Source organism: Spirosoma gilvum (assembly GCF_054776815.1).
In genome coordinates this window covers 228,168-250,834 of sequence record NZ_BAAHBH010000011.1, presented here as the reverse complement: position 1 = coordinate 250,834, position 22,667 = coordinate 228,168, and the positions used below count along the sequence as shown (strand labels likewise).

Sequence of the window (22,667 nt, the reverse complement as noted above, 5' to 3'; positions counted from 1 at the left end):
TAATCCTCACGTTTTATTTTCTGTTTCCAGAATAGTAGATTTGGAAAAATTCGCAATTCGCGAATCGCGAATCATGAAAAAACACAATGGGATGCGTCCTCAGGATGTAGTAATCCTACTTAAGGTTACTGCTTTCTATAATAATGTCGTTCTTGATTCTGGTCGACTAGGTAAACTAATAGCTTTACCTAAAAATGGGCTATTAAAAAAAGAAATTGCCGCTCAACTAAATATCAGCGCTTCGGAAGTGACTGAATCGTTAGCTAGATCTACATTTGCTGGCTTATATGACCCTGAGCAAAAAAAAGTTTTGGCTCGTGCTTTTTTCGAGTTTTTACAGCATGGGCTAAAATATGTTTTTCCACAACAACCTGGTGCATTGGTAAGAGGGATCCCGACCGCCCATTCAGCTAAACCCTTAGTTGATATAATTCAGTCAAACGAGCCTTATGTATGGCCATGGGCTGACGGGACCGTTAGAGGTCAGGCTATCGAACCGCTTTATCCAAATGCCGTGCAGGCAGCTAAAGCAGATCCATTACTATATGAATTATTAGCTTTAGTCGACTCCATAAGGGTAGGCAAAGCCAGAGAAGTAAATCTGGCGGTAAACGAACTAAAAAAGCGCCTATTATTGAACGAATGACTTCTCTTATCTATCTGGCACGGCTACAACAAGTAGCGTCAACTCTGGCGGAACTAAATGAAAAAGTCGTTTTTGTAGGTGGAGCCGGTGTAGGTCTTTATTCGACCGAATCTACATCCAGTCAGCCACGACCCACTGATGATATCGATGTCGTTGTAGAAGTAGCAACGTATGCGGAGTTTAGCAACCAGATCGAAAGTAGATTACGTCAGTTAGGATTTACAAATGATATAGATTCGGGAATTATCTGCCGTTATCGAATCCATGGGCTGGTTGTCGACATCATGCCAACTGATTCTGACGTGTTAGGATTCAGTAATCGTTGGTATAAAGAAGGTTTTTCAAAAGCTATTAACTACCCAATCCCTGAACAGCAGTCCATTCGGATTCTCTCTGCCCCTTACTTTATTGCGACCAAATTTGAAGCCTTTAAATCATTCAGGCACGGGCGGGACCCAAGGATAAATTCCGATTTTGAAGATCTCATCTATGTTTTCGATAATCGAGAAGCGCTTAAAGATGAGATACTTGAAAGTCCTGAATCTATCCAGTCGTATCTAAAGACCTCAATAAAAGAACTACTTGCCGATTCAAATGTCTACGAAAATATTTATGCCCAATTAGAGCGTAGTTCTGCCAGTCAACGTACTAAGCGTATCCTTAACATGTGGAACGAGTTAGTTGCATAATCAGAACTGGAAATAGATAAACTGGTTGGATGAGAAAACGCCAAACAGATAGGTGGCGAAGGTGATCAGCGCGAACAGCAGCGCAAATCGAACGGTACTTCGCGTTGGAATGGTGAGAACGAAAGCTTCTTTAACGAGTAGAAAAACAATCAGACTTATACTGAACCACATTTCAACAGCATTCATGGGACTATGGATGGCATCATTAAACGACAGTGTGCCGATCCGCCCCAGAATCATGAACGCATCGCTGACACTTCGTGCCCGGAAAAAGACCCACGTCAACATGATCAGCACAAACGTTATGACCGTATTCACCACTATTCGAACGGGCGATTTTGGGGCTTCTCGATCATGAACCGGCGAGGTTATCAAACTGGGCTGCGTACGCGAAAAGCCCAGTTTGGATAATAATTTATCCCGAAGAACAGCCAGAATTTGATACACGCCATTCAGTCCGCCCCAAATCACATATGTCCAGTTGGGGCCATGCCAGAGTCCGCTGGCCAGGAAAACAATCAGCATATTCAGGTATTGCCGAAATTCGCCCTTCCGGTTGCCCCCCAGGGGGATATAGAGATAATCCCGGAACCAGGTTGACAGCGAAATATGCCAGCGTCGCCAGAATTCCGAAATCGACTGAGCGATATAGGGCGTTCGGAAGTTTTCCATGAGCGTAAAGCCCATGACTCGGGAAGCTCCGATGGCCACATCGGAATATCCCGAAAAATCACAGTAAATCTGGAACGTATAGAAAAAAGTAGCCGCCAGTAATGTCAGACCATTTTGCTCCGATGGGTTGCCATAAGCATAATCGACCAGCATCGCCAACCGATCAGCAATGACCAGCTTTTTAAACAGCCCAAAGGCCATTTGCATAAGGCCAGCCTTCACATTTTCAACGTCGTAGGCAAAGGTTTTATGGAATTGCCAGAGCACGTTCTGTGGGCGTTCGATGGGACCGGCCACCAGCTGCGGGTAGAACATGACGTAAAGCGCATAAATCCCGAAATGTCGCTCCGCCTTCTGATTACCACGATACACCTCAATGGTATAGCTCATCGCCTGAAACGTGTGAAACGACAGACCAATGGGCAGAATACTCATATTGTCTTTGTACGACGAAATACCGCTTTTACCGAATATATGGAGCACTTTGACAAAAATCCGATTGGCACCCGCCGTAACGGTTTCGGCAATATGCGGCATATCCAGAAAGTCGAAGAAACCGGCAATGTTCTCGGTAAAGAAGCCGAGGTATTTGAAAAAAGCCAGAATACCCAGGTTCGAGATCAGCGATAGAATAAGCAGCCAGCGACGCGATTTTCCGCTGGATTTTTCGATCCAGATTCCGGCAATATAATCGATGATAATAGTCAGAAACAGAATCAGGATATACGACGGTTGGAAAACCATGTAGAAATAACAACTGGCTACCAACAGCAATATCCATCGCCCCTGCCACTTCAGGCTGAAGTAACTCAGGGTGACAACAATAAAAAACAGTAAAAACTGTAGTGAATTAAAAAGCATCCGTTCTACCGTTACGGGTTAGGGTATTCGGCATCGCCAGCGCCTGGCATTAACCATAGGAATACCAGACTTGAACAAAACAAGCTATGCCTGTCAGGGCCTATTGGCTTGCTTCAGAGGCAGTAATGGTTGCCGTTGCTGATCTTTAATTACATCCCGAAGCACATATAGTGGCCGTCCTTTTGCCTGAAAAAAGATGCGAAGCACATATTCGCCGATCAATCCGAGGGCAATCAGTTGAACACCACTAAACAGGACAATGACAAACAGCAGCGCCGTAAAGCCCTGCGGTACATCGTGGTAAATAAAGCGTTTAATTAAGGTTTGAATCAAATAGATCAGCGCTACGCCAATGGTGATCATGCCCAGTCGGGTAATAATCTTGACCGGATATTCGCTGAAGTTGAAAATCCCGTTATAGGCCAACCGCTGTAGCATCTTGAACGAGTATTTCGGCTCACCAGCCTGACGGGCATCCCGTTCATACTCCACTCCGATCTGTTTAAAGCCGATCCAGCTACGCATCCCTCGAATGAACCGACTTTCTTCCGGCATCTGATTCAGTACATCGGCCACCCGGCGACTTATCAGCGAAAAATCACCACTGTCGAGCGGCATATCCACGTACGAAATCGCCTTCATAAACCGATAAAACATGGCGTATGCCGTCCGCTTAAAGATGTTTTCCTTCCGTTTTTTCCGAACGGCGTAAACCACATCGTAACCCTCCTGATACTTCGCATAAAAATCGGTCAGCAACTCGGGGGGGTCCTGTAAATCACCATCGATGATAAACAGCGCTTCAGTACCTCGTGCAGCCGCAATACCAGCCGTCAGGGCAATCTGATGGCCATAATTTCGGGAAAGGAATACACAGTGATAGCGAGCGTCGGTCAGGGCTACCTGTTGCATCAACAGGGCTGTATTGTCGCGGCTTCCGTCGTCAATCAACACAACTTCAAGCCGCAAGGGAGACGTCTCCATAACAGCATTCAGCCGGGAAATCAGGTACGGAAACGACTCGGTTTCGTTATAAAGTGGAGCAATAATCGAAATCTGGGGTTCTAACAAAGTTGTATGGCTTGAGTCGGTATCAGAATTGGCAAAAGTACGTTTTTTTGGTATTGAGGACATTTCTGAAACGCATTTGTTAAGGAACGGTAATCGTTTGTGGGCTAAATCGGATCGGATTAGTAGACTCGTCAGAGGGTGTAAGAATGCCCAGGCGGTATGTTCCGGGAGGTAACATCGGAATGATCACTTCAGCAAAAACGGTCCGAATCGGCCGGTTCAGGTAGAAATTCGCAGGCGAAAAATGAACCGACGACGGAAATAAATACGTCCTACGGTCTGACTGAACAATGACGGCCGACTGCCCCACCGGTTTCGGAAGCGCTCCATAATCCGTCTCGACCAGATAACTATAACCTCCTCCTGATATGCGCAGCGTCAGGCTTGAATCCGGCGTTATTGTCCGCCCATTCGTCAGTAGGGTTTGTTCGTAGGGCGAGTAATAGGCATCCGTTGGATAGTGGTAAAGGTCCCGTTGAAGCGCCTGATCGAGGCTCCGACGAGCCAGTTTCACAAACGGATGGCCCCAGCTTGGTCCCAGGCCTGTTTCATTGTGTTTCTGATTGAACGCACTGGTCAGCAGTTGTTCTTTTCGGAATGCAATTTTTGGTAGTCGGAATGCATACCATGCCCCCCAAACCAAAATTCCTGTAACTAAACCAATCCGAACCCATTTTTCCAGCACACGCGAATTTTTGTATTGCTCACTCAACACATTCAGATAGAGCAGCACAACCAATAGCGCCGGGTAGATCATGTAATTGCTGATGAGCATAACCGCATAGCCAAACCGGGGGCGTAGAAAAGCAATGATTACGGCATTGACCATCAGGAATGCGTAACAGCCTGTCAGAAAATAACGTCGTTTCCAGAGGGCAGCCGTTGCCCGGTCCATCCCAATGGATGACTTAATCGGTCTACGCAGAATCGGTTCATTCATCTGCCATAACAGCCATAGCATCGACGGAATCAGAATCAACCCGGCCAGCGTGGGCAGGATACTACGTAAGAGAATATTTGATTCGGGCAGGAAATCGAAAAGACCACCGTTAAACGTGAAAAAGCCCAGGAAAATCAGGTGTGGGTGTTCCAGAAAAAACGAAATGCTACTGTCATTCCCCTGGGCATTCGGAAAGTCATGAAAATAATAGAATATAGCCCCTATGCCAACTGCCAGCCAGATTCCCAGCCGAATCCATTGGCGCTGCATAACCAGAACAACAGCCCCTGCTACCCAGCCAAACAAGCCATTACTCATGGAGAAAGAAGTCAGCACTTGTAAGACAAGACCTATACTAAATCGGCCTTGACTGCCATCAGCCAGCAGGTATAAAACAGCCACCACCATTGCCACCACCACCTGGTGTTGCAGACTCGTAATAGCCCAGGTCGTGGTCAGGTAGTACTGCGGTTGCAGCAAAAGAAATGGCACCGGTACAAACGCCAGAATGGGTAGACCTGTTGATCGAAAGGCTCGGTAGAAAATCGCTAAGAGTCCCAGCAAAAACGCAAAAGCCGCAAAAATCAACCAGCGAAAATTGACGGCTCCTGTCAGGTTATAACAAAGTAGGGTCAGCAGCTTCCCGGTCAGGATGCGGTGTTCATTATTGGGACTAAGCAACCAGTAAAATTTCTTCCCAACGGTAGGCGCATCGAGGTAACCGATCATAAAGCTCAGAAACGCATCGATGTCGTCCATCCAGGGAACGTCGACAATATACGCAAACAGCAGCAGGCTAAAGCCTATAATTGGGATGCCAACCAGCACCCAGGCCAGCCTGTCGAACCGAGCGGAAACCAACGACCGATGACCAGATAGGTAGGTTAAATTCATTCGTTCTGACCAGTTTCTCCAGGTTCTACCCGAACCAAAGAATCCAGTGTAGTTAAAATGTCAGGCAATATGCCAAGTGTTATTTTAATCAATCACCGAACTGGCTGGCTGCCTTTGAGGGTAATTGTTTTTTTATGAAAATAATCGGCCCAGCAGCGATTCCAAAGGTGCTGCGGATTATCGTGTATATCTTCCAGAAACAACGAAACAGGGTATTGCTTTAACGGTAAAAGAACGCTAGCGTCATGGCCAGGTTGCGAGAGGTATGCATACCGCTTAAGCATTTCCTGATCATATTCTGCCGCGCGCCCACTGAGCCAATCGCCATACACAACAGGGAGCAATGTCCCCATCGACGCAGCAACCACAGCCCAGACTACCGCAATTAGCATGATCGGGCGCAGGTAAATGATCAACCGATCCGGGTCGAACCGATACCGAACCCGAATAATAACTAATGTCAGGTTATAGAGTAAGCTAAGCCAGAAAGCCAGATTAATCAAATTGATCAGGCGAGGAATCGGGGCAATACCAACACCGTAAAAATGTAATGAGATGAGTGCCAGCACGGTCGCCATCATGTATAGAATCCCCCATACCGGATGCAAACGCAGATAAGGAGGCAGATCGGATCGGTGTCGACGCGTTCCAGCCAGCTTCCAGGCTATGGGCAGGTATAAAATCGACAAGGGTAGCCAGGGGGTTGTAAATAGCTGCCGGGGCATGTAGCTGGCTGCAAATTTAAGCGATGATAGCAGGGTAAATGGGATGTCGCTCCCGTTCGGATTACCTCCCATTCGAATGGCATTTCCCGGCGCTTTAAACAAATAATAACAGGCAACAGCCGCAACAGCCAGCAAAATCACCATCGTTAGGGAAACCCGTTGCCGCTGAATTAATTCGCCAAAAACAATCAACGCTAAAACCGACAGCACCAGTACCATAGTCATCTCACTCGATCCAATAATCGCCGTAACGAGTAAGCTTTCCGTGATTACATAACCCGATTTCCAGCCAAAGCCCCGCCGTTGATGAGCCATCAGTACAGCCAGCAAAAACAGAAACAGCGCGCTGGAGAGTCCATAACTAGCCAGGCCCGTATACCAATACAGGTATTCTGGAATGCCTGCCAGTGTAGTAATAAAGCCCAAAAAAAGCCCTAACGCTAAGGCCAGTTTCGCTTCCAGATTAAAGAAACCAGCCAGCAACTGGTTAGCTATGGCAAAGCAACCACCCAATACCAACGCCAGCAAAATCATTGGATAAATTTTATAAGCGCCGTACCAGCCAATCACAACTGGATTTGTATGAACAATGAAGTTGTGAAAGAATCGACCCGTCCAGCCATCATAATAATATTGTTGAGCCTGCCAGAATCCGTAGTGAATCACCGTATTGGCGAAGCAATAATCGTCGGTCGGAGAAGGATGGTTATAGGTAGCTAACGCCAGTAAGGGCGTGACGACAACCAGTGTAAACAGGCCTAATAGAATGGTGATGATACGCAATAAAGATCCAGACATAGAATGCATTACGGTTTACGGCTTACGGCTTTCTGTAAACCGTTATACCCAGCCACTCACTTAGGTTGAGGTCGGCAACTGAGCTTGAGTTTTCGTAAATCGGCTATTGAGAAACGGATAAGCCAGTACAGCCGCCAGTATCACCAGCGTACCGCCATAAAAGCCAAACGTCATCCGCTCGGTATCGCCGAAAATCAAAACGGCCAGCAAGATACCATAAACTGGCTCCAAATTTACGGTCAAAACAGCCATGTAGGGCGAGAACTTTCGTAACAGGCTCACCCCTACCGAATAGGCATAGACGGTACAAACCAATGATAACACCAGCAACCAGAGCCATTGCCAGGGCGACTCAGGAACATATTGAACCGCTGTTGAAGCCTCAGCCGAAGCGGTCCATTGTACCAGCAGCCACAAGCCTAATGCCGCCATCGAAGCGCCAATCATTTCGTAGAATGAAATCACCAAGGCATTGTACCGGTGCGTAAATCGACTGTTGATAATGGTAAACAACGACGACAACATGGCCGAAAGTACGGCGACAGTCAACCCAACCACCTTGTCGAACTCGAACCGGAAAATCAAATAAAGACCTGCCATCACAACAGCACCCAGTACCACTTCAATCAGTCGAACCCGCCGACGAAGTACCATCGGCTCCAGTATACTCGCCCAGAGTGAGCTGGTTGCCATACCCGCCAGGCAGACCGATACATTGGCCAGTCGGGCCGCCAGAAAAAACAAGACCCAATGCAAGCCAATCAGCCCGCCAGTGGCCAGCAGTCGCCAATAGTCGGTAGAAGCTACCGTCAGATTTTGCTTACGAGCCAACAGTACAGTGCCCATCCCCAGCACCGCCAGCACCGTCCGAAACAAAACAACCCCCGATGCATCGAGTGGCGTCAGCAGTTTCCCCAAAATAGCCGTAAACCCCCAAATCACAACGATGAAATGGAGCTGTAAGTAATCAGTTAAGGAAGGTGAACTTTTCATCGTATTGAGGAGCGAGTAATGGAAGTGAGGAGCCATTCGGCTAAGATTTGTTCCCGAATGGCTCCTCACTTCCATTACTAACTACTATTACCTAGGTATTGTATTGTACAATAGCACGCCAATGGCGGTAAAAATAGCATTGGGAAGCCAAACGGCGATGATGGGGTTCAAATTACCTGATTCGGCTATACCCTTCGCCAGCATGAAAAACAACAGATAGGTGAAGGCCAGAATAAATCCTAATGCCACCTGCCAGCCAACGCCCCGGCGACTTTTACGAGCCGACATAATGACCCCAATAATCGTCAGAATAATGATGGCAAACGGACGGGTATCCCGACTGTATTTTTCGAGCAGGTACGTTTCTACACCATCGGAGCCACGGCTTGTCAGCAGGTCGATATATTTGTTCAGTTCCGGGCGGGTGAGCGTTTCGAATAGGTTAAAATTAGAGCTGAAATCATCCGGTTTGAGATTTAGCGTGGTATCGACCCGCGACCCGGGCGTCAGGGTTTCCTGAAGACCATTGATGTCCCGGATTTTATAATCGACAATTGTCCACTTCTTTTTCTTGGCATCCCATTCAATATGGTCGGCGGAGAGTTTTTGCTTTAACTGGTTGCCTTCTACTTTTTCCAGCGTGAATTTGTACCCGGTATTGCTCATGTTGTTATAACTCTCCAGGTAAGCGTAGGTGTTGGGAGCAATTTTTAAATGAACGTTCCGGCCCGAGTACGTAAAAGCATCGTTGATGTATTTGATCTCGAATCCAATCCGGGTTTTGTTCGCTTTCGGAATCACATAATTGACCATAAAATAGGTCAGTACGGCCAGCACGGTTGCCCCAAGTGTATAGGGAAACAATAGCCGGATGAAACTTACCCCACTACTCAGAATGGCAATAATTTCGGTCCGGGCGGCCAGTCGTGACGTTAGAAAGACGGTAGCAATGAACACCATCAGTGGGCTGATATAATTGGCCCAGTAGGGAATAAAATTGAGGTAATAGTCCCACAGTATCTCATTGCCGGGCGCATTGGTCTTATGAAAATTATCCACCTTTTCGGTGTAATCGATCATCACCACCACCAGCACAATCACCATCACTACAAAAATGTAGGTCTGTAAAAAGCGCTTCAGAATATACCAGTCTAATAATTTCATAGTCCGTTTGATAATTTACGGCATACCGTAAACACCACTAATTCACCAATAAATTTTTAGCCACTTCATGGCTCACAAAAACCGTTCGTCCCGCTTCAGTCTGAACCAGGATTGACTTATCGAATGTATTGACTTCCTGTACGGTAACGGTACTGCCAAGCGACAGATTCGAATGATCGAGGTGCTGTAAAAACTGCGTTGAATGCTCAAGCACAGCCATCAAACATACGCCTTCACCTGCCTCTGCATCCGATAACTTCCGATAGCCGGTTTCGGGCATTAACCCTGTCGACGTCGGAATAGGATCGCCGTGCGGATCAAACTGCGGATTCCCTAAATACGTATCTAACCGTGTCACCAGCTCTTCCGATCGAATATGTTCCAGTTCTTCTGCAATATCATGCACCTTATCCCAGCCAAATCCCAGTTTTTCAACCAGAAAAACTTCCCAGAGCCGGTGCCGCCGGATAATCTGTAAAGCCAGGCGCTCACCCTCTTCAGTTAGGCGGACACCTTGGTATTTTTTGTAATGAATCAACTGTTTATCAGCCAGTTTCCTCAGCATATCCGTAACCGAAGCCGCTTTGGTAGCGGTTACTTCTGCCAACGCATTCGTACTAACCTCACCCTGCTGTCGATTGGCAAGATTATAGATAGTCTTCAGGTAATTTTCTTCGGTGAACGATTGCATACTTTACGGCGCTCTTGCTCAGAACAGCGAACTAAATCAAAACAGTTTGCTTACAAAGGTAGTTTTTATGTTAAACTTTCTAAAAATTTAGGCTAGCCTAAATTTTTATTTCAACAATGCTTATATTTGTTACGTTATACTCCTATAACAATAATTGACTCAACTTAAGGAAGCTTAACCTGGATTAATGGAAGCAACAAATACATCAACAAAACACTGGTACGCTGAGGATACATTGTCCCCACTGACCGATGTTCAGGGGTCAGTACCTGTTCCGACTGGAGGGGGTTTCTTTCGAACCTTACGAGCGTACGCTGGCCCTGGCCTGATGGTAGCTGTTGGGTATATGGACCCCGGTAACTGGGCAACCGATATTGCCGGAGGAGCCCGGTTTGGCTACCAACTCTTATCTGTTGTCCTGATTTCCAACCTGTTTGCCATTTTACTGCAACATTTATCCCTTAAATTAGGCATTGCAACGGGTCGCGATCTGGCACAGGCCTGCCGCGATCACTTTAGCCGCCCAGTGGGTATTGGCCTGTGGCTGCTTGCCGAAATCGCAATTGCAGCCTGTGATCTGGCCGAAGTGATTGGATCAGCCATCGCCTTAAATCTGCTCTTTGGCCTCCCGCTTACTATTGGGGTACTTATCACAGCACTGGATGCCCTGCTTTTGCTATACCTGCAAAACAAAGGTTTTCAGATTCTGGAACGGATTGTAGGCGGGTTGATCTTTCTAATCGTTGCTTGTTTTGGGTATGAACTAATTGTCTCCCAACCCGTCATGGCCGATGTTGTAGCCGGACTGGTACCACATTCGGCCATAGTCACCGATCCGAGTATGCTCTATATTGCCATTGGGATACTGGGCGCTACCGTAATGCCGCATAACCTCTACCTGCACTCCAGTATTGTACAAACCCGCAACTTCGGTCGCAACGATGCCGGTCGGAAGTCAGCCATTAAGTTCGCGACAATCGATTCAACGGTTTCGCTCTTCCTGGCATTTTTTATCAACGCAGCCATTCTCATCTTGTCGGCGGCTGCCTTCCATTTTTCAGGGAATCAGCAGGTAGCCGATATAGCCGATGCGCATCGATTGCTCGATCCGGTCCTTGGCGTCAAATTAGCCGGTATTCTGTTTGCTGTGGCCCTGCTCGCTTCCGGCCAAAACTCGACATTGACGGGTACACTGGCCGGCCAAATTGTTATGGAAGGCTTTCTGAACTTACGGCTAAAACCCTGGGTCCGTCGGCTGGTCACTCGTCTGGTAGCCATTATCCCGGCTCTCATTGTGGCAATTCTGTATGGCGAGCGTGGAACCGCCGAATTATTAGTGCTGAGCCAGGTTATCCTTTCTCTGCAACTAAGCTTTGCCGTCGTTCCGTTAGTGCAGTTTACCAGCGACAAAACCAAAATGGGCCGGTTCGTAAATCCAGGCTGGCTTAAATTATTGTCATGGACAGTAGCGCTCATCATCATGGGGCTGAACGGCTATTTGCTTTGGGATACCCTAACTTAACTGTACTAGTATTACAACTGCACGACCCTGATGGGGATCGTACTCTATTTTTCGTACCTGCCTGTTTCTCCGCTCGTACAATGCCTGATCAACTTCCTGAACCTGGATAAACTTCTTTTTTTGTGGAAAATGTAAAACTCTTTTTGTCATTCCGACCGGAGGGAGGAACCTCAAGCTTGACTAATACGCGACTTTGAGGTTCCTCCCTCCGGTCGGAATGACAAAAAATCAATCCAGTTATATCGATAGTTAAAAAATCTAAACACGTTCAAGGTTAAACAGCCTCCCTGTTTTCTGTTTCGCACAAAATTTTTCAATTTTTTTCAAAAAATTCCTGAACTGCGCAAAAAGACTGCGCAGATGCATAAAACCTTTGTATCGTCAAGTTTAATAAAACACCGACGATCATGAAATTCAACATCTTCAACCGTGATGCTACGAAAACCGTCAACCATGAAGGGGCTCAGGCGTATGCGTTGACGCCCAAAATGGAACTGTACTCGGCCGTGGTCACCACCATGCTCAACGATTCGTATTACGAAAGCGCAGACCAACGGTTAGTGAGAATTCAGGAGCTGGTCGGGAACGTGGACCCGGTGTTTGTTGCTAAACTGGCGGTTTATGTTCGGGAGCAGATGTATCTCCGTTCGGCCCCGGTTGTGTTGCTGGGCGAGTTGGCCAAAGTGCATAATGGTGATGGGTTGGTTGGAAAGGCGGTTGGTCGGACTGTACAACGGCCTGATGAGATTACAGAATTGTTGTCGTATTACCAGTTGGCAAACGATCGAACGGGAGCTAAAAAACTTAACCGCCTGTCGAAACAGATGCAGAGAGGGCTGTCGATCGCCTTTAATAAGTTTGACGAATATCAGTTTGCCAAATACAATCGGGATACGGCTGTGAAGCTTCGGGACGCTTTATTTCTGGTCCACCCAAAAGCTAAAGACGAAACCCAGCAGGCCGTTTTCGACAAGCTGGTTAACGGTACACTCAACACGCCTTACACCTGGGAAACCGAGTTGAGTGCGTTAGGTCAGCAATCGTTCGACAATCCAACCGGTAAACAGTCGGCCGTACGGGCGAAATGGGAAGAGCTAATCGACAGTGGACGCTTAGGTTATATGGCAACGCTTCGGAATCTTCGCAATATGCTCGAAGCCGGTATCAGTGGAGCACATGTCGAAAAAGTCTGTGCGTTCCTAGCCGATGCGAAAGCGGTTCAGAGGGCTAAACAGTTGCCGTTCCGGTTTCTGGCCGCTTATCGCGAGTTGAAATCGTTATCGTATGGGCATGTCCCCATTCTACTCGAAGCGCTGGAAGATGCCGTTTATGCGAGCACCGCCAACCTACGCGGTTTCGGAGCCACTACCCGCGTGGTGGTTGCCTGCGATGTATCGGGTTCGATGCAGAAACCGATTTCACCAAAAAGCAAAGTACTGTTGTATGACATTGGGTTGCTGTTAGGGATGTTACTGCACACGAAATGTCGGAATGTGCTAAGCGGTATGTTTGGTGATACCTGGAAGACTATAGCCTTGCCTTCAGGGCAGGTTCTGGCCAACGTCGACGAGTTTTACCGTCGAGAAGGGGAAGTAGGGTATGCCACCAACGGCTATCTGGTAATTGACGACCTGATCCGGCAGCGCTATAAAGCTGATAAGATCATGCTGTTCACCGACACGCAGTTGTGGGACAATCGTACGGCAAACCAGAGTCAGGCAAACACATTGGCAGCTAAATGGCTACAGTACAAACGGCTGTTCCCCGATGCACGGCTCTATGTGTTCGACCTGGCGGGTTACGGAAATGCGCCTTTACGCGTAGAGCGTAACGACGTTTACCTGATTGCCGGTTGGTCCGACAAAGTGTTCGATGTATTACAGGCCCTTGAAGAAGGCCAGACAACGTTAAGCGCCATCGAACAGATTACGCTGTAAAGAATGTGCCACGGGCCAAAACTCGTGGCACTAAACAGGATGTCGTAGAAGTGAGTTACTTCGCGCCATAAGGGGAGGAATCATGTGGTTTCCACAGAGAAGCGAGATGGTCCGGTTCGACTCCGGCAAGCGATGCCCCGACCAACCAACTCACTCCGCTTGTTACTCCTGTTTTTAGCTTTAGTAATGTATGCAGGTGCCGTAGAATAGGGTTACTTCGTTCGATTGGTTGAAAACTCGGAAGAGTTGTCGGGGTTCGAATCCTCGCATGAACCCAGTTTGCCTGTTGCCCTGCAAATGTTTAGCAAGTGCCGTAGAAAAGAGATACTTCGACTGATAACCGGGTGGTCGCCGGTTCGAGTCCGGCTAGTGTAGCTCAGAGGTAGAGCGCCAACGTACTCTTTTCGCTTGTTGCCTTGCTTTCTTCTATCGCCAAAACCGGTGTCGAACAATCGTCTACGACACCGGTTTTAGTGTTTTTTACAGGTTTATCAGGACGATAATCAGTTTATTTTACTTGTCCGACTGTTTTTAGTCAGCTTGTATTTCCTTTTTGATAAATAATTTCATTTTTGGCCCAGCGAATAAGAACGAGCGGTATCACGTTATACCCGCTTTTCTGCTTCATCGACCACGCTGACCTAACTATGCGATTAATTCTACGGATTCTTGCGCTCTTCCTTGCGCTTCTTCTCATCGTACTGGTTGTCAATACCTTTCGTCTGACAACGCATCAACTGAGAGTCGTTCAGCCTGCCGCTCTAATCTCTATCCCTGATTCAGCCATTCAACGACTGGCCGGAGCCATCCGAATCCCAACGGTTTCGTATACTGACTATACACTGACCGATACCACCCAATTCGATAAATTTCTGGCTTATTGTCAAACAGCGTTTCCGCTTGTTCATCAACGACTGAAACGCGAAACGTTTAACCAATATGGTTTACTATTTGAATGGACAGGTCGCAACCCCAATCTGAAACCCATATTACTGATGGGTCATTACGATGTGGTGCCCGTAATCCAGGGAACGCAGAAAATGTGGAAGCGGCCGCCGTTTGGAGGTGTGATCGAGGGTGATTACCTCTACGGACGCGGTACGCTCGACGATAAAATGAGTGTTATAGCCCTACTGGAATCCGTCGAATACCTGCACCGGACCAATTTCCAACCCGAACGGACGTTGTATCTGGCATTTGGTCCCGATGAGGAAACGTCGGGACAGGGAGCACAAGCCATTGCGGCTGCGCTGAAGAACCGAAACGTGTCGCTGGAGTATATTCTGGATGAAGGCGGTGTCATTAAAACCGAAGGTGTAGCTGGGCTCAACAAACCGGTTGCCCTCATCGGCATTAGCGAAAAAGGGTATTTAAGTCTGGAAATCAGCGCCATTGGCAAAGGTGGCCATTCATCTATGCCACCGGCTCAAACCAGCATCGGAATGGTGGCCGAAGCGGTTAGCAAGCTGGAACATAATCCGTTTCCAGCTCGGCTGGATGGTGGAGTAGATCGACTGCTAGACTATCTGGCCTCTGAAGTGTCGTTTGGTCAACGCATCGTTTTAGCCAATCAGTGGCTGTTCAGTCCCCTGATCAAACAAATGCTCTCGCAGACAAAATCAGGTAATGCCTCCATCCGTACCACAACGGCTCCCACTATTTTTAGGGCGGGTGCAAAAGACAACGTCCTTCCTATCGACGCAACAGCGACCGTAAATTTTCGATTATTACCGGGTGACACCGTTGAGGGCGTGATTGAGCGTGTAAAGCAAGTGATTGATAACGATAGTCTTTCGGTAACGGTGTTGGGAAAAGGGAATAACCCAGCCGCTGTATCCGATCCTGAATCGCCGTCATTCTTAACCATTCACCGAACTATCCGAAGCCTTTTTCCAGACGTAGTCGTGGCCCCTTATGTGATGCTGGGTGCCACCGATTCTAAATACTATTCGGCGGTTTCTTCTGCTATCTACCGGTTTTCACCTCTCCCTTTGAATGAAGCTGAAACACAGAGTATTCATGGAACAAATGAACGTATCCGCCTAAAAGATTATCAGACTATGATTCGATTTTATGTGGCTTTAATCCGCACTAGTCAGTCTAACTAAACGAATTGTGGTTGGTGGCTACCAAAAGAGATGGTCTGTCAACAGAACAGACCATCTACCAACTACACCTAATTAAAACCCGAACTTACAATCGTATGGGCATTTGTATATACGAATTTTCTGAACAGACAGTTTTCTGGCACTCGCCAGCAACAATCCGCTCAATGGCGGGGTTTTTGCATTTTATCAGGCAAGGTAACTTTCGATTAAAGTGCGATTAACGAATCTAAACATCGGTTATCTTTGCGCCGTTTTGACCCGCCCGTAAGGCGAAAAGGCGTAAGCCTATTTTATGGAAGACAAAAAACATTTAGACACCGTTACCGCTGCCGGACTACTGGTAGCCATGGGTATTATCTACGGTGATATTGGTACATCCCCACTGTATACACTCCGGGCGATTGTTGGACCCAATAATATAATTCGGGCTGATGTGGTCCGTGGAGCGCTTTCCTGCGTACTCTGGACACTCACGCTGCAAACAACTGTAAAATATGTTATCCTGATTCTTAGGGCCGACAACCGGGGAGAAGGTGGTATTTTTGCACTCTATGCGCTAGTACGTCGACATGCTCGCTGGCTGACATTACCCGCTATTATTGGAGGAGCCGCATTGCTGGCCGATGGGATCATTACCCCGCCTATTTCGGTTTCATCGGCGGTTGAAGGTTTACGCTTGCTGTATCCGGCTATTACGCATATCCAGATTATTGAAATTGTAATAGCCATCCTCACCATTCTGTTTCTAATCCAGGCTTTTGGTACCAGCGTTGTTGGGACGGCTTTTGGCCCTATCATGTTTGTCTGGTTTGTGATGCTGGGTACACTTGGGGTTATCCAGATTGCACAGGCGCCCGGCATTCTGTCGGCCATCAACCCCTATTATGCCTATTGGCTACTGACTGAATATCCGGGTGGATTCTGGTTGTTGGGTTCTGTTTTTCTGTGCACCACAGGGGCCGAAGCACTCTACTCCGACATGGGCCACTGCGGCCGGGCCAATATTCGGGTTAGCTGGGTATTTGTTAAAACCTGCCTGATTCTCAACTATTTTGGCCAGGGTGCCTGGCTGATCGGTCAGGAGGGACAAATATTGAAAGAACGCATACCCTTCTATGAAGTGATGCCTCCCTGGTTCCTGACCATCGGCATTAGCATCGCCACAGCCGCCACGGTCATTGCCAGCCAGGCGCTTATTACGGGTTCGTTCACACTCATCAGCGAAGCCATCCGACTAAATTTCTGGCCTAAAGTTCGGTTACGTTACCCGAGCGTACAGAAAGGGCAGCTTTACGTTCCGAGCGTGAATATGTTACTCTGGGCAGGCTGCGTGGGTGTCGTTCTTTACTTCCGCGAATCGTCGAATATGGAAGCGGCTTATGGACTAGCCATTACCCTGACGATGCTGATGACCACGCTGCTCATGTCGTATTACCTCTACACCCACAAGTATCAGGCCTGGTGGGTTGTTTTGTTTTTAACGGTTTACCTGGGCATTGAAGGCTCGTTTCTGATCGCTAACCTTATCAAATTCCCGCATGGTGGCTGGGTATCGGTACTGATCGGCTCGACCATTGCCGGGGTCATGTACATTTGGTTGCAGGCCTTCCAGATCAAACTTCGCCTGACGGAGTACGTACGTATCGACCAATACATTCAGGCCATCAAAGAACTCAGCCGCGACATTAGTATTCCGAAATATGCGACCCACCTGGTGTTCATGAGTAATGCGGCTCGCCAGTCAGAAATTGAGTCAAAAATTATCTACTCCATTTTCCAGAAACGCCCCAAACGCGCTGACATCTACTGGTTCGTCCACGTCGATACGACCGATGATCCGTATACAATGGAGTATAAAGTGAATACCATTGCGCCCGACGATGCCTACAAAGTAACGTTTAAACTCGGGTTCCGGGTCGAACAGCGCATTAACCTGTTCTTCCGCAAGGTAATCGAAGACATGGTGAAAAATAAAGAGGTGGACATCACCAGCCGTTACGAATCCCTGAGTCGACAGAATGTGATTGGTGATTTCCGGTTTGTAGTGCTGGAGAAGTTCTTATCATTCGAGAATGAACTGCCTCCCCGCGAACGACTCATTATGAACATCTACTTTACCATCAAGAACTTCACAACACCCGAAGACCGCTGGTTCGGGCTGGATAGTAGTTCGGTTAAAGTCGAAAAAGTCCCACTGGTCATCCGCCCGGTCGAAAACGTCCAGCTCAAACGCATTACTTCTTAATTGTGAATGAGTGATTGAGTGATTGAGTGAATACTATGCGTCAGCGATTCACTCAATCACTCAATCACTCATTTGCTCAATGATCTTATGAAACTTCTCATCACCGGCGGGGCCGGATTTGTTGGCTCATCGCTGGCCATTTCACTCAAGCAGAATTATCCTCAGTATGAAATTTTTGCGCTCGACAACCTCAAACGCCGTGGTTCAGAGTTAAGTCTTTCGCGGTTGAAAGCTGCTGGAATTGAGTTTCTGCATGGCGATATTCGGAATAAAGAAGATTTTGATGCGCTGCCCGCTGTTGATACGGTTATCGAAGCGTCGGCCGAGCCTTCGGTATTAGCGGGTCTGGATGGAACACCCGACTACCTGATCAATACGAACCTGTTTGGTACGGTCAACTGCCTGAATTATGCGCTAAAGCACCGGGCCAATTTTATTTTCCTGTCGACCAGCCGCGTTTACCCGATCAAAACCATTGAAACGCTGAATTTCCAGGAAGCCGAAACACGCTTTGTGCTAACGGACAATCAACCGGTTCCGGGTGTGTCGTCAAAAGGGATTGCGGAGAATTTCCCGCTCGATGGTGCCCGGTCGCTATATGGTACTACGAAACTGGCGTCGGAACTGCTGATTCAGGAGTACAACGAATTCTATGGTCTAAAAACGGTCATCAATCGGTGTGGAGTTATTACTGGTCCCTGGCAAATGGGGAAAGTCGATCAGGGCGTAATGGTGCTCTGGATTGCCAAGCATTATTTCGAACAACAACTGGCGTATATCGGCTACGGCGGAACCGGTAAACAAACCCGCGACATGCTCCACATTGCTGATCTGTATCGCCTGATCGATTGGGAATTACACAATCTGGACACTGTCAATGGCGAAATTCTGAATGCGGGTGGTGGTGTCGAAAGCAGCGCTTCATTGCAGGAGTTGACCAAAATCTGTCAGGAAGTAACGGGCAAAACCATTCCGATCAAGCAGGTTACGGAGAATCGGGCCGCCGACATTCGACTGTATATTACTGATAATACCAACGTAACGAAGCTGACGGGCTGGAAACCTGAATTAGGCATCCGCGAGATTGTCACAGACATTCATGCCTGGCTCGATGCCAACCGGGCTGCGCTGGAGCCAATTTTGAAGTAAGTCCTTAATTTATTGCAAAATCTGGGATAAGTTTTCGGCGATTAGGCGATTGAAAAGCCAGAACGATATGGCTTTTTTCAATGCCTTTTTCTACTAAAAGCTCCGCTATTTTCAAATCGGTACCATCGTGCTGAATATACACTTTGGCATCAGCTCTAACATCGAGATGGACAAATGGGGCATACTCTCGACGATTACGACCCCATCCCACTGAAAAAAGAAGATAATGACCGCGCTCCTCATCGATGATCACTTGTGTTTCCGAGTGATCATCCGATGGAGTCATTGATGCTATATCTTCCAGAATACGTCGGACAATAGTCTTATGTTGAATCAATCTATCCATTGCACTATTGTTTGTTGTTCCTCATCAAAAATAAGCAATTGTACCATATACCGCTTCAGAATACCGGCAAAGAATGAATCGTCAAAAAAATCGGTATAAACACTAAAAGGTATAGCAAGATAGAGCTGACGGTCGGGCTCATCTGTCTCCAGAGCCACTTTATAAATCAAAAACTGGCCAAGTGCATCCTCAAATTCATCCAATGTTGATGCCCCTAAAAAACTTTTGATTTCAACCGCGATTTTTCTTGTTCCACGCTGAGCAGCCAGTAATTTTTCAGCAGCCAAGTCAACATACCCTTTTTTTCGACCCAGAACTACCCGTAAAGGATCATGCGTAATCTGCCATTGGTCTTTTTCAAGTGCAGTGCGGACAGTAGTATGGTAAGCGTCTTTAGCAGGCATAATTTTTTGCAAACTTAGCAGTTTTGCAATTTAACCATTCTAAGCTAGGTTAACCTACAGGCTTGGGCAAACCGGGCTGCGCTGGAACCTATTTTGAAGTAAGCTGGATATACCTGAGCTAAATAGACTGGTGATTGCTTAGCTAAGTCAAAATCAAAAAATCGTTTAATCCCGCCAGCCTTCGGGCTTGTAGGGGGTTTTCGTTTCACTGGGGCCACAGGGAGCCGTCGGTGGGCGGTCATTATTAGGCCAGATTCTAACGTTTGGCGGGTAGCGGTCGCCCTGATACGGGGGTGATGGTTCGGGATTGGGGCGCCGGAGGTTGAGGGCATAAAACAAATCATCGCCGATGTTATTGTGTGGCCCTTCGGGGTCCATAGCCCCCAACGGGATACCTTCAGCGTCTTTGCGGTCGAGCCACTGATGATACAACGACACTGCTGAGGCCGTGAAATATCCAGCCACTGGCTCCCGGCTGTTTGTTATATTCCGCACATTTCCGGCCAACGCCGTTGGGGGCGTATCGGCCAGGCCACCCGAATTCTGTGTCTGCTGTTGAAGTAGCTGGAAGTACCGATAGGCATCCTTAGTCAGTGATAGCTGTCGAATATCGACCAGGCAGGGCGCATGCTGGTAAAATGGAATATGAGCCACTTTCCGTTTGATAATCAGCCCACCATTGCTGTATTGATCGTCGAACACATTGATGGATACATTACGCAGAATTTCCCAGCAGGCCGTTCGGCAATTGTAATCGTAATACCAATAGCCTTTGGGTACATACGGAGCGCCATAGTCAGTTGTATAGGTAGGTGGAATAAAACAGTCTTCGAACAATTCATTCCCGGCCACAAAGTAGTATTCGTATAAATAGGTATGCGGCAGCACCTTATATACCGAGTAAACACCCTGTTGGCAGGTTTTACACCAGTACTGTCGCTCGTAGAGTATCCAGTCCCAGCGGTAATAATTACGTTGATCCGCAGGATCCTGTATATCGACAGAAATGTCGTGACCGGCGGTAAACCCATCGGCCTGATTGGCAGACAGACTTTTCGGATTGAATTCGGCATAAGTCTTTTGAATAGGTGGTGTGGCAGGCATAACCTGCTGGGTCGATGCGTAGCTGGTCCCGTCGGTCAGGGTAAAGCGAAGTTGATAAGCGTGGCCCACCTGTCCTTTGAAATCACTGGGAAGTTGATAGCTACCATCTACCGTTTCGTGGCAGGCAATCAGTATAGACGAATCGACCATCACCTGTACGGTCGCACCAGTAATGGGCAGGACTCCAAATCGCCCCGTGATCGGGTCCGCTTTGGAGCGGTTGAGTTTGATAACTTGTGCTTCCGCCCGGTCCGTAATCGTCCCGTCTACAACCAAAATATCGTTGGTGCCGTGCAGCAGTAAATCCTCAGGGTCGACACAGGCTGTAACCAGGAAGACAAGTCCGGTAAAAAGAAGTCGTAGGCGCATAGTCGAAACATGGTGGATTAATCCCGCCAGCCATCGGGTTTGTTAGGCGTTCGCGTATCGCTCGGCAGGCAAAGCGCCGTTGGCGGACGATTCAGACTGTTCTGAATGATCATCTGCGGAATGGCTGGTAGAATAGGTTCTGCAGCGGGTTGGCGTCGGTTCAGCACATAAAATAGCTCGGACCCTAACGACCCTCCATAACCAGCGGGTCCCGATCCCCCCAACGATACGCCTGATGCATCTTTACGGTCGAGCCAGTACCGCTGCGAGTTCAAGACTGAAGCCGTAAAAAAACCGACGACCACCTCTCTGGAGTTGGCAACATTATGCACATTACCAGCCAGGACCGATGGCGGTGTATCCGCTAATCCACCCGTACGCTGCGTCTGGTCCTGAATGACTTTAAAATAGCGATAAGCCTCTGCCGTAAGTGAACTCTGCCGAATTTCGACCAGGCTCGCATTATAGGTATAAAGGGGAATTTGCGCGGCCCTAAGCCCCGTAATCAATCCGCCATTGGTGTACACATCATCGAAGACCGTAATGTCGTGGCTGTAAAAGATTTCCCAGCAATTAGTCCGGCACATGTAATCATAGGCGTAATCGGGTAAGGGAGTTCGATAGGAAAAAGCTGGCGGGGTTAATTCGCGATAACAATCTTCCAGAAGTTTTGATTTATCCTCCGTGTAGATGTAGTAGTTACCCCTCGATGCATTCGACAGAACCAGGCTGTCCCGGACGCCATAAATGGAATATACACCTTGCTGACAGGTCCGGCACCACTCCTGTTTCTCCCAAAGTTTCCAGTCCCAGCGGTAATAATTATGAGCTTCGGCAGGGTCTTTAAATTCGACAAACACATCATGCCCGGCCGTAAAGAAACCATCCATCGGCTGAGCAAGGCTTTTGGGATTAAAGCGAGCCGTTATTTTGTTGATCGACGGCACGGGATAGGCTGGCATGACCTGTTGACTTGATTCATACCGTGTACCATCGGATAGAGAAAAGCGAACTTGATAGGTATGACCGATTTGCCCTTTGAAATCACTGGGAAGCTGATAACTGCCGTCAACCGTTTCGTGGCACGGGATAGCTTCGGCAGAGTCGACCACAACTTCTACAGTGGCCTTGGTGATGGCGGTAAAGCCGGTCTGCCCGGTAAATGGGTCTGACTTTGACCGATTGAGCCGAATCACCTGCGGCTCTGCCTGGTTGTTGATAATCCCATCCACGACCAGCACATCCACCGTTCCAAGCAGAACTCCTTCTACAGGATCGACGCAGGCCACGAACCCCATAGCCAGCAAGAATGTGAGAAACGATCGCATTCCGTTGAGTC

At 47.9% G+C, this 22,667-nt stretch carries 18 protein-coding genes; 7 read left to right on the top strand and 11 right to left on the bottom strand.

The window, feature by feature from the left end; translation table 11 throughout:
• Positions 1-73: 73 nt before the first annotated feature.
• Both ACYVFD_RS26850 and ACYVFD_RS26845 read left to right on the top strand, forming a co-directional pair.
• On the top strand, positions 74-646 hold the full coding sequence (locus ACYVFD_RS26850; protein WP_461093603.1) for a hypothetical protein: 573 nt from the start codon (positions 74-76) through the stop codon (positions 644-646).
• Positions 643-1,335 (top strand): hypothetical protein, encoded by a 693-nt coding sequence (locus tag ACYVFD_RS26845; RefSeq protein ID WP_461093602.1) that lies wholly within the window; start codon positions 643-645, stop codon positions 1,333-1,335. The genes ACYVFD_RS26850 and ACYVFD_RS26845 overlap by 4 nt, the downstream gene beginning before the upstream one ends.
• On the opposite strand, the gene ACYVFD_RS26840 is transcribed toward ACYVFD_RS26845, so the two are convergent.
• From ACYVFD_RS26840 to ACYVFD_RS26810, 7 genes are all read right to left on the bottom strand, one after another.
• Positions 1,336-2,868: an MBOAT family O-acyltransferase gene (locus ACYVFD_RS26840; RefSeq protein WP_461093601.1), complete on the bottom strand. Its 1,533-nt coding sequence runs from the start codon at positions 2,866-2,868 to the stop codon at positions 1,336-1,338.
• A 93-nt stretch (positions 2,869-2,961) separates the two neighbouring features.
• Positions 2,962-3,939: a glycosyltransferase family 2 protein gene (locus ACYVFD_RS26835; protein WP_461093600.1), complete on the bottom strand. Its 978-nt coding sequence runs from the start codon at positions 3,937-3,939 to the stop codon at positions 2,962-2,964.
• Positions 3,940-4,018: 79 nt separating this feature from the next.
• The gene (locus ACYVFD_RS26830) at positions 4,019-5,773 is read right to left on the bottom strand and encodes a hypothetical protein (RefSeq protein ID WP_461093599.1); all 1,755 of its coding nucleotides are present in this window, start codon (positions 5,771-5,773) and stop codon (positions 4,019-4,021) included.
• Positions 5,774-5,865: 92 nt separating this feature from the next.
• Positions 5,866-7,296 (bottom strand): DUF6056 family protein, encoded by a 1,431-nt coding sequence (locus tag ACYVFD_RS26825; RefSeq protein ID WP_461093598.1) that lies wholly within the window; start codon positions 7,294-7,296, stop codon positions 5,866-5,868.
• A 60-nt stretch (positions 7,297-7,356) separates the two neighbouring features.
• Positions 7,357-8,325 carry a DMT family transporter gene (locus ACYVFD_RS26820; protein ID WP_461093597.1) on the bottom strand — a complete coding sequence of 323 codons (969 nt, stop codon included), beginning with the start codon at positions 8,323-8,325 and terminating at the stop codon, positions 7,357-7,359.
• Between the two features lie 51 nt (positions 8,326-8,376).
• Positions 8,377-9,453 (bottom strand): LptF/LptG family permease, encoded by a 1,077-nt coding sequence (locus tag ACYVFD_RS26815; protein WP_461093596.1) that lies wholly within the window; start codon positions 9,451-9,453, stop codon positions 8,377-8,379.
• Positions 9,454-9,490: 37 nt separating this feature from the next.
• Entirely contained in the window at positions 9,491-10,144 is a 654-nt protein-coding gene (locus ACYVFD_RS26810; protein WP_461093595.1) for a metal-dependent transcriptional regulator, read from the bottom strand.
• Positions 10,145-10,331: 187 nt separating this feature from the next.
• On the opposite strand from ACYVFD_RS26810, the gene ACYVFD_RS26805 reads away from it, so the two are divergent.
• The 5 genes from ACYVFD_RS26805 to ACYVFD_RS26785 all read left to right on the top strand — a co-directional run bounded on the left by ACYVFD_RS26805 (position 10,332) and on the right by ACYVFD_RS26785 (position 19,105).
• Positions 10,332-11,666: an Nramp family divalent metal transporter gene (locus ACYVFD_RS26805; protein WP_461093594.1), complete on the top strand. Its 1,335-nt coding sequence runs from the start codon at positions 10,332-10,334 to the stop codon at positions 11,664-11,666.
• Positions 11,667-12,073: 407 nt separating this feature from the next.
• Complete coding sequence (locus ACYVFD_RS26800) at positions 12,074-13,603, top strand: TROVE domain-containing protein (RefSeq protein WP_461093593.1); 1,530 nt, start codon at positions 12,074-12,076, stop codon at positions 13,601-13,603.
• A gap of 647 nt (positions 13,604-14,250) precedes the next feature.
• Entirely contained in the window at positions 14,251-15,711 is a 1,461-nt protein-coding gene (locus ACYVFD_RS26795; protein WP_461093592.1) for a M20 family peptidase, read from the top strand.
• A gap of 292 nt (positions 15,712-16,003) precedes the next feature.
• Positions 16,004-17,956, top strand: a complete 1,953-nt coding sequence (locus tag ACYVFD_RS26790; protein WP_461093591.1) for a KUP/HAK/KT family potassium transporter — start codon at positions 16,004-16,006, stop codon at positions 17,954-17,956.
• An 87-nt stretch (positions 17,957-18,043) separates the two neighbouring features.
• On the top strand, positions 18,044-19,105 hold the full coding sequence (locus ACYVFD_RS26785) for an NAD-dependent epimerase/dehydratase family protein (protein WP_461093590.1): 1,062 nt from the start codon (positions 18,044-18,046) through the stop codon (positions 19,103-19,105).
• Between the two features lie 4 nt (positions 19,106-19,109).
• On the opposite strand, the gene ACYVFD_RS26780 is transcribed toward ACYVFD_RS26785, so the two are convergent.
• The 4 genes from ACYVFD_RS26780 to ACYVFD_RS26765 form a co-directional block, all read right to left on the bottom strand.
• Positions 19,110-19,451 (bottom strand): element excision factor XisI family protein, encoded by a 342-nt coding sequence (locus ACYVFD_RS26780; protein ID WP_461093589.1) that lies wholly within the window; start codon positions 19,449-19,451, stop codon positions 19,110-19,112.
• Positions 19,439-19,855, bottom strand: coding sequence for an element excision factor XisH family protein (locus tag ACYVFD_RS26775; RefSeq protein ID WP_461093588.1), 417 nt, complete (start codon positions 19,853-19,855; stop codon positions 19,439-19,441). The genes ACYVFD_RS26780 and ACYVFD_RS26775 overlap by 13 nt, the downstream gene beginning before the upstream one ends.
• Positions 19,856-20,020: 165 nt before the next feature.
• Positions 20,021-21,328, bottom strand: a complete 1,308-nt coding sequence (locus ACYVFD_RS26770; RefSeq protein WP_461093587.1) for a DUF4249 domain-containing protein — start codon at positions 21,326-21,328, stop codon at positions 20,021-20,023.
• Between the two features lie 17 nt (positions 21,329-21,345).
• Positions 21,346-22,656, bottom strand: a complete 1,311-nt coding sequence (locus tag ACYVFD_RS26765) for a DUF4249 domain-containing protein (RefSeq protein ID WP_461093586.1) — start codon at positions 22,654-22,656, stop codon at positions 21,346-21,348.
• Positions 22,657-22,667 lie beyond the last annotated feature (11 nt).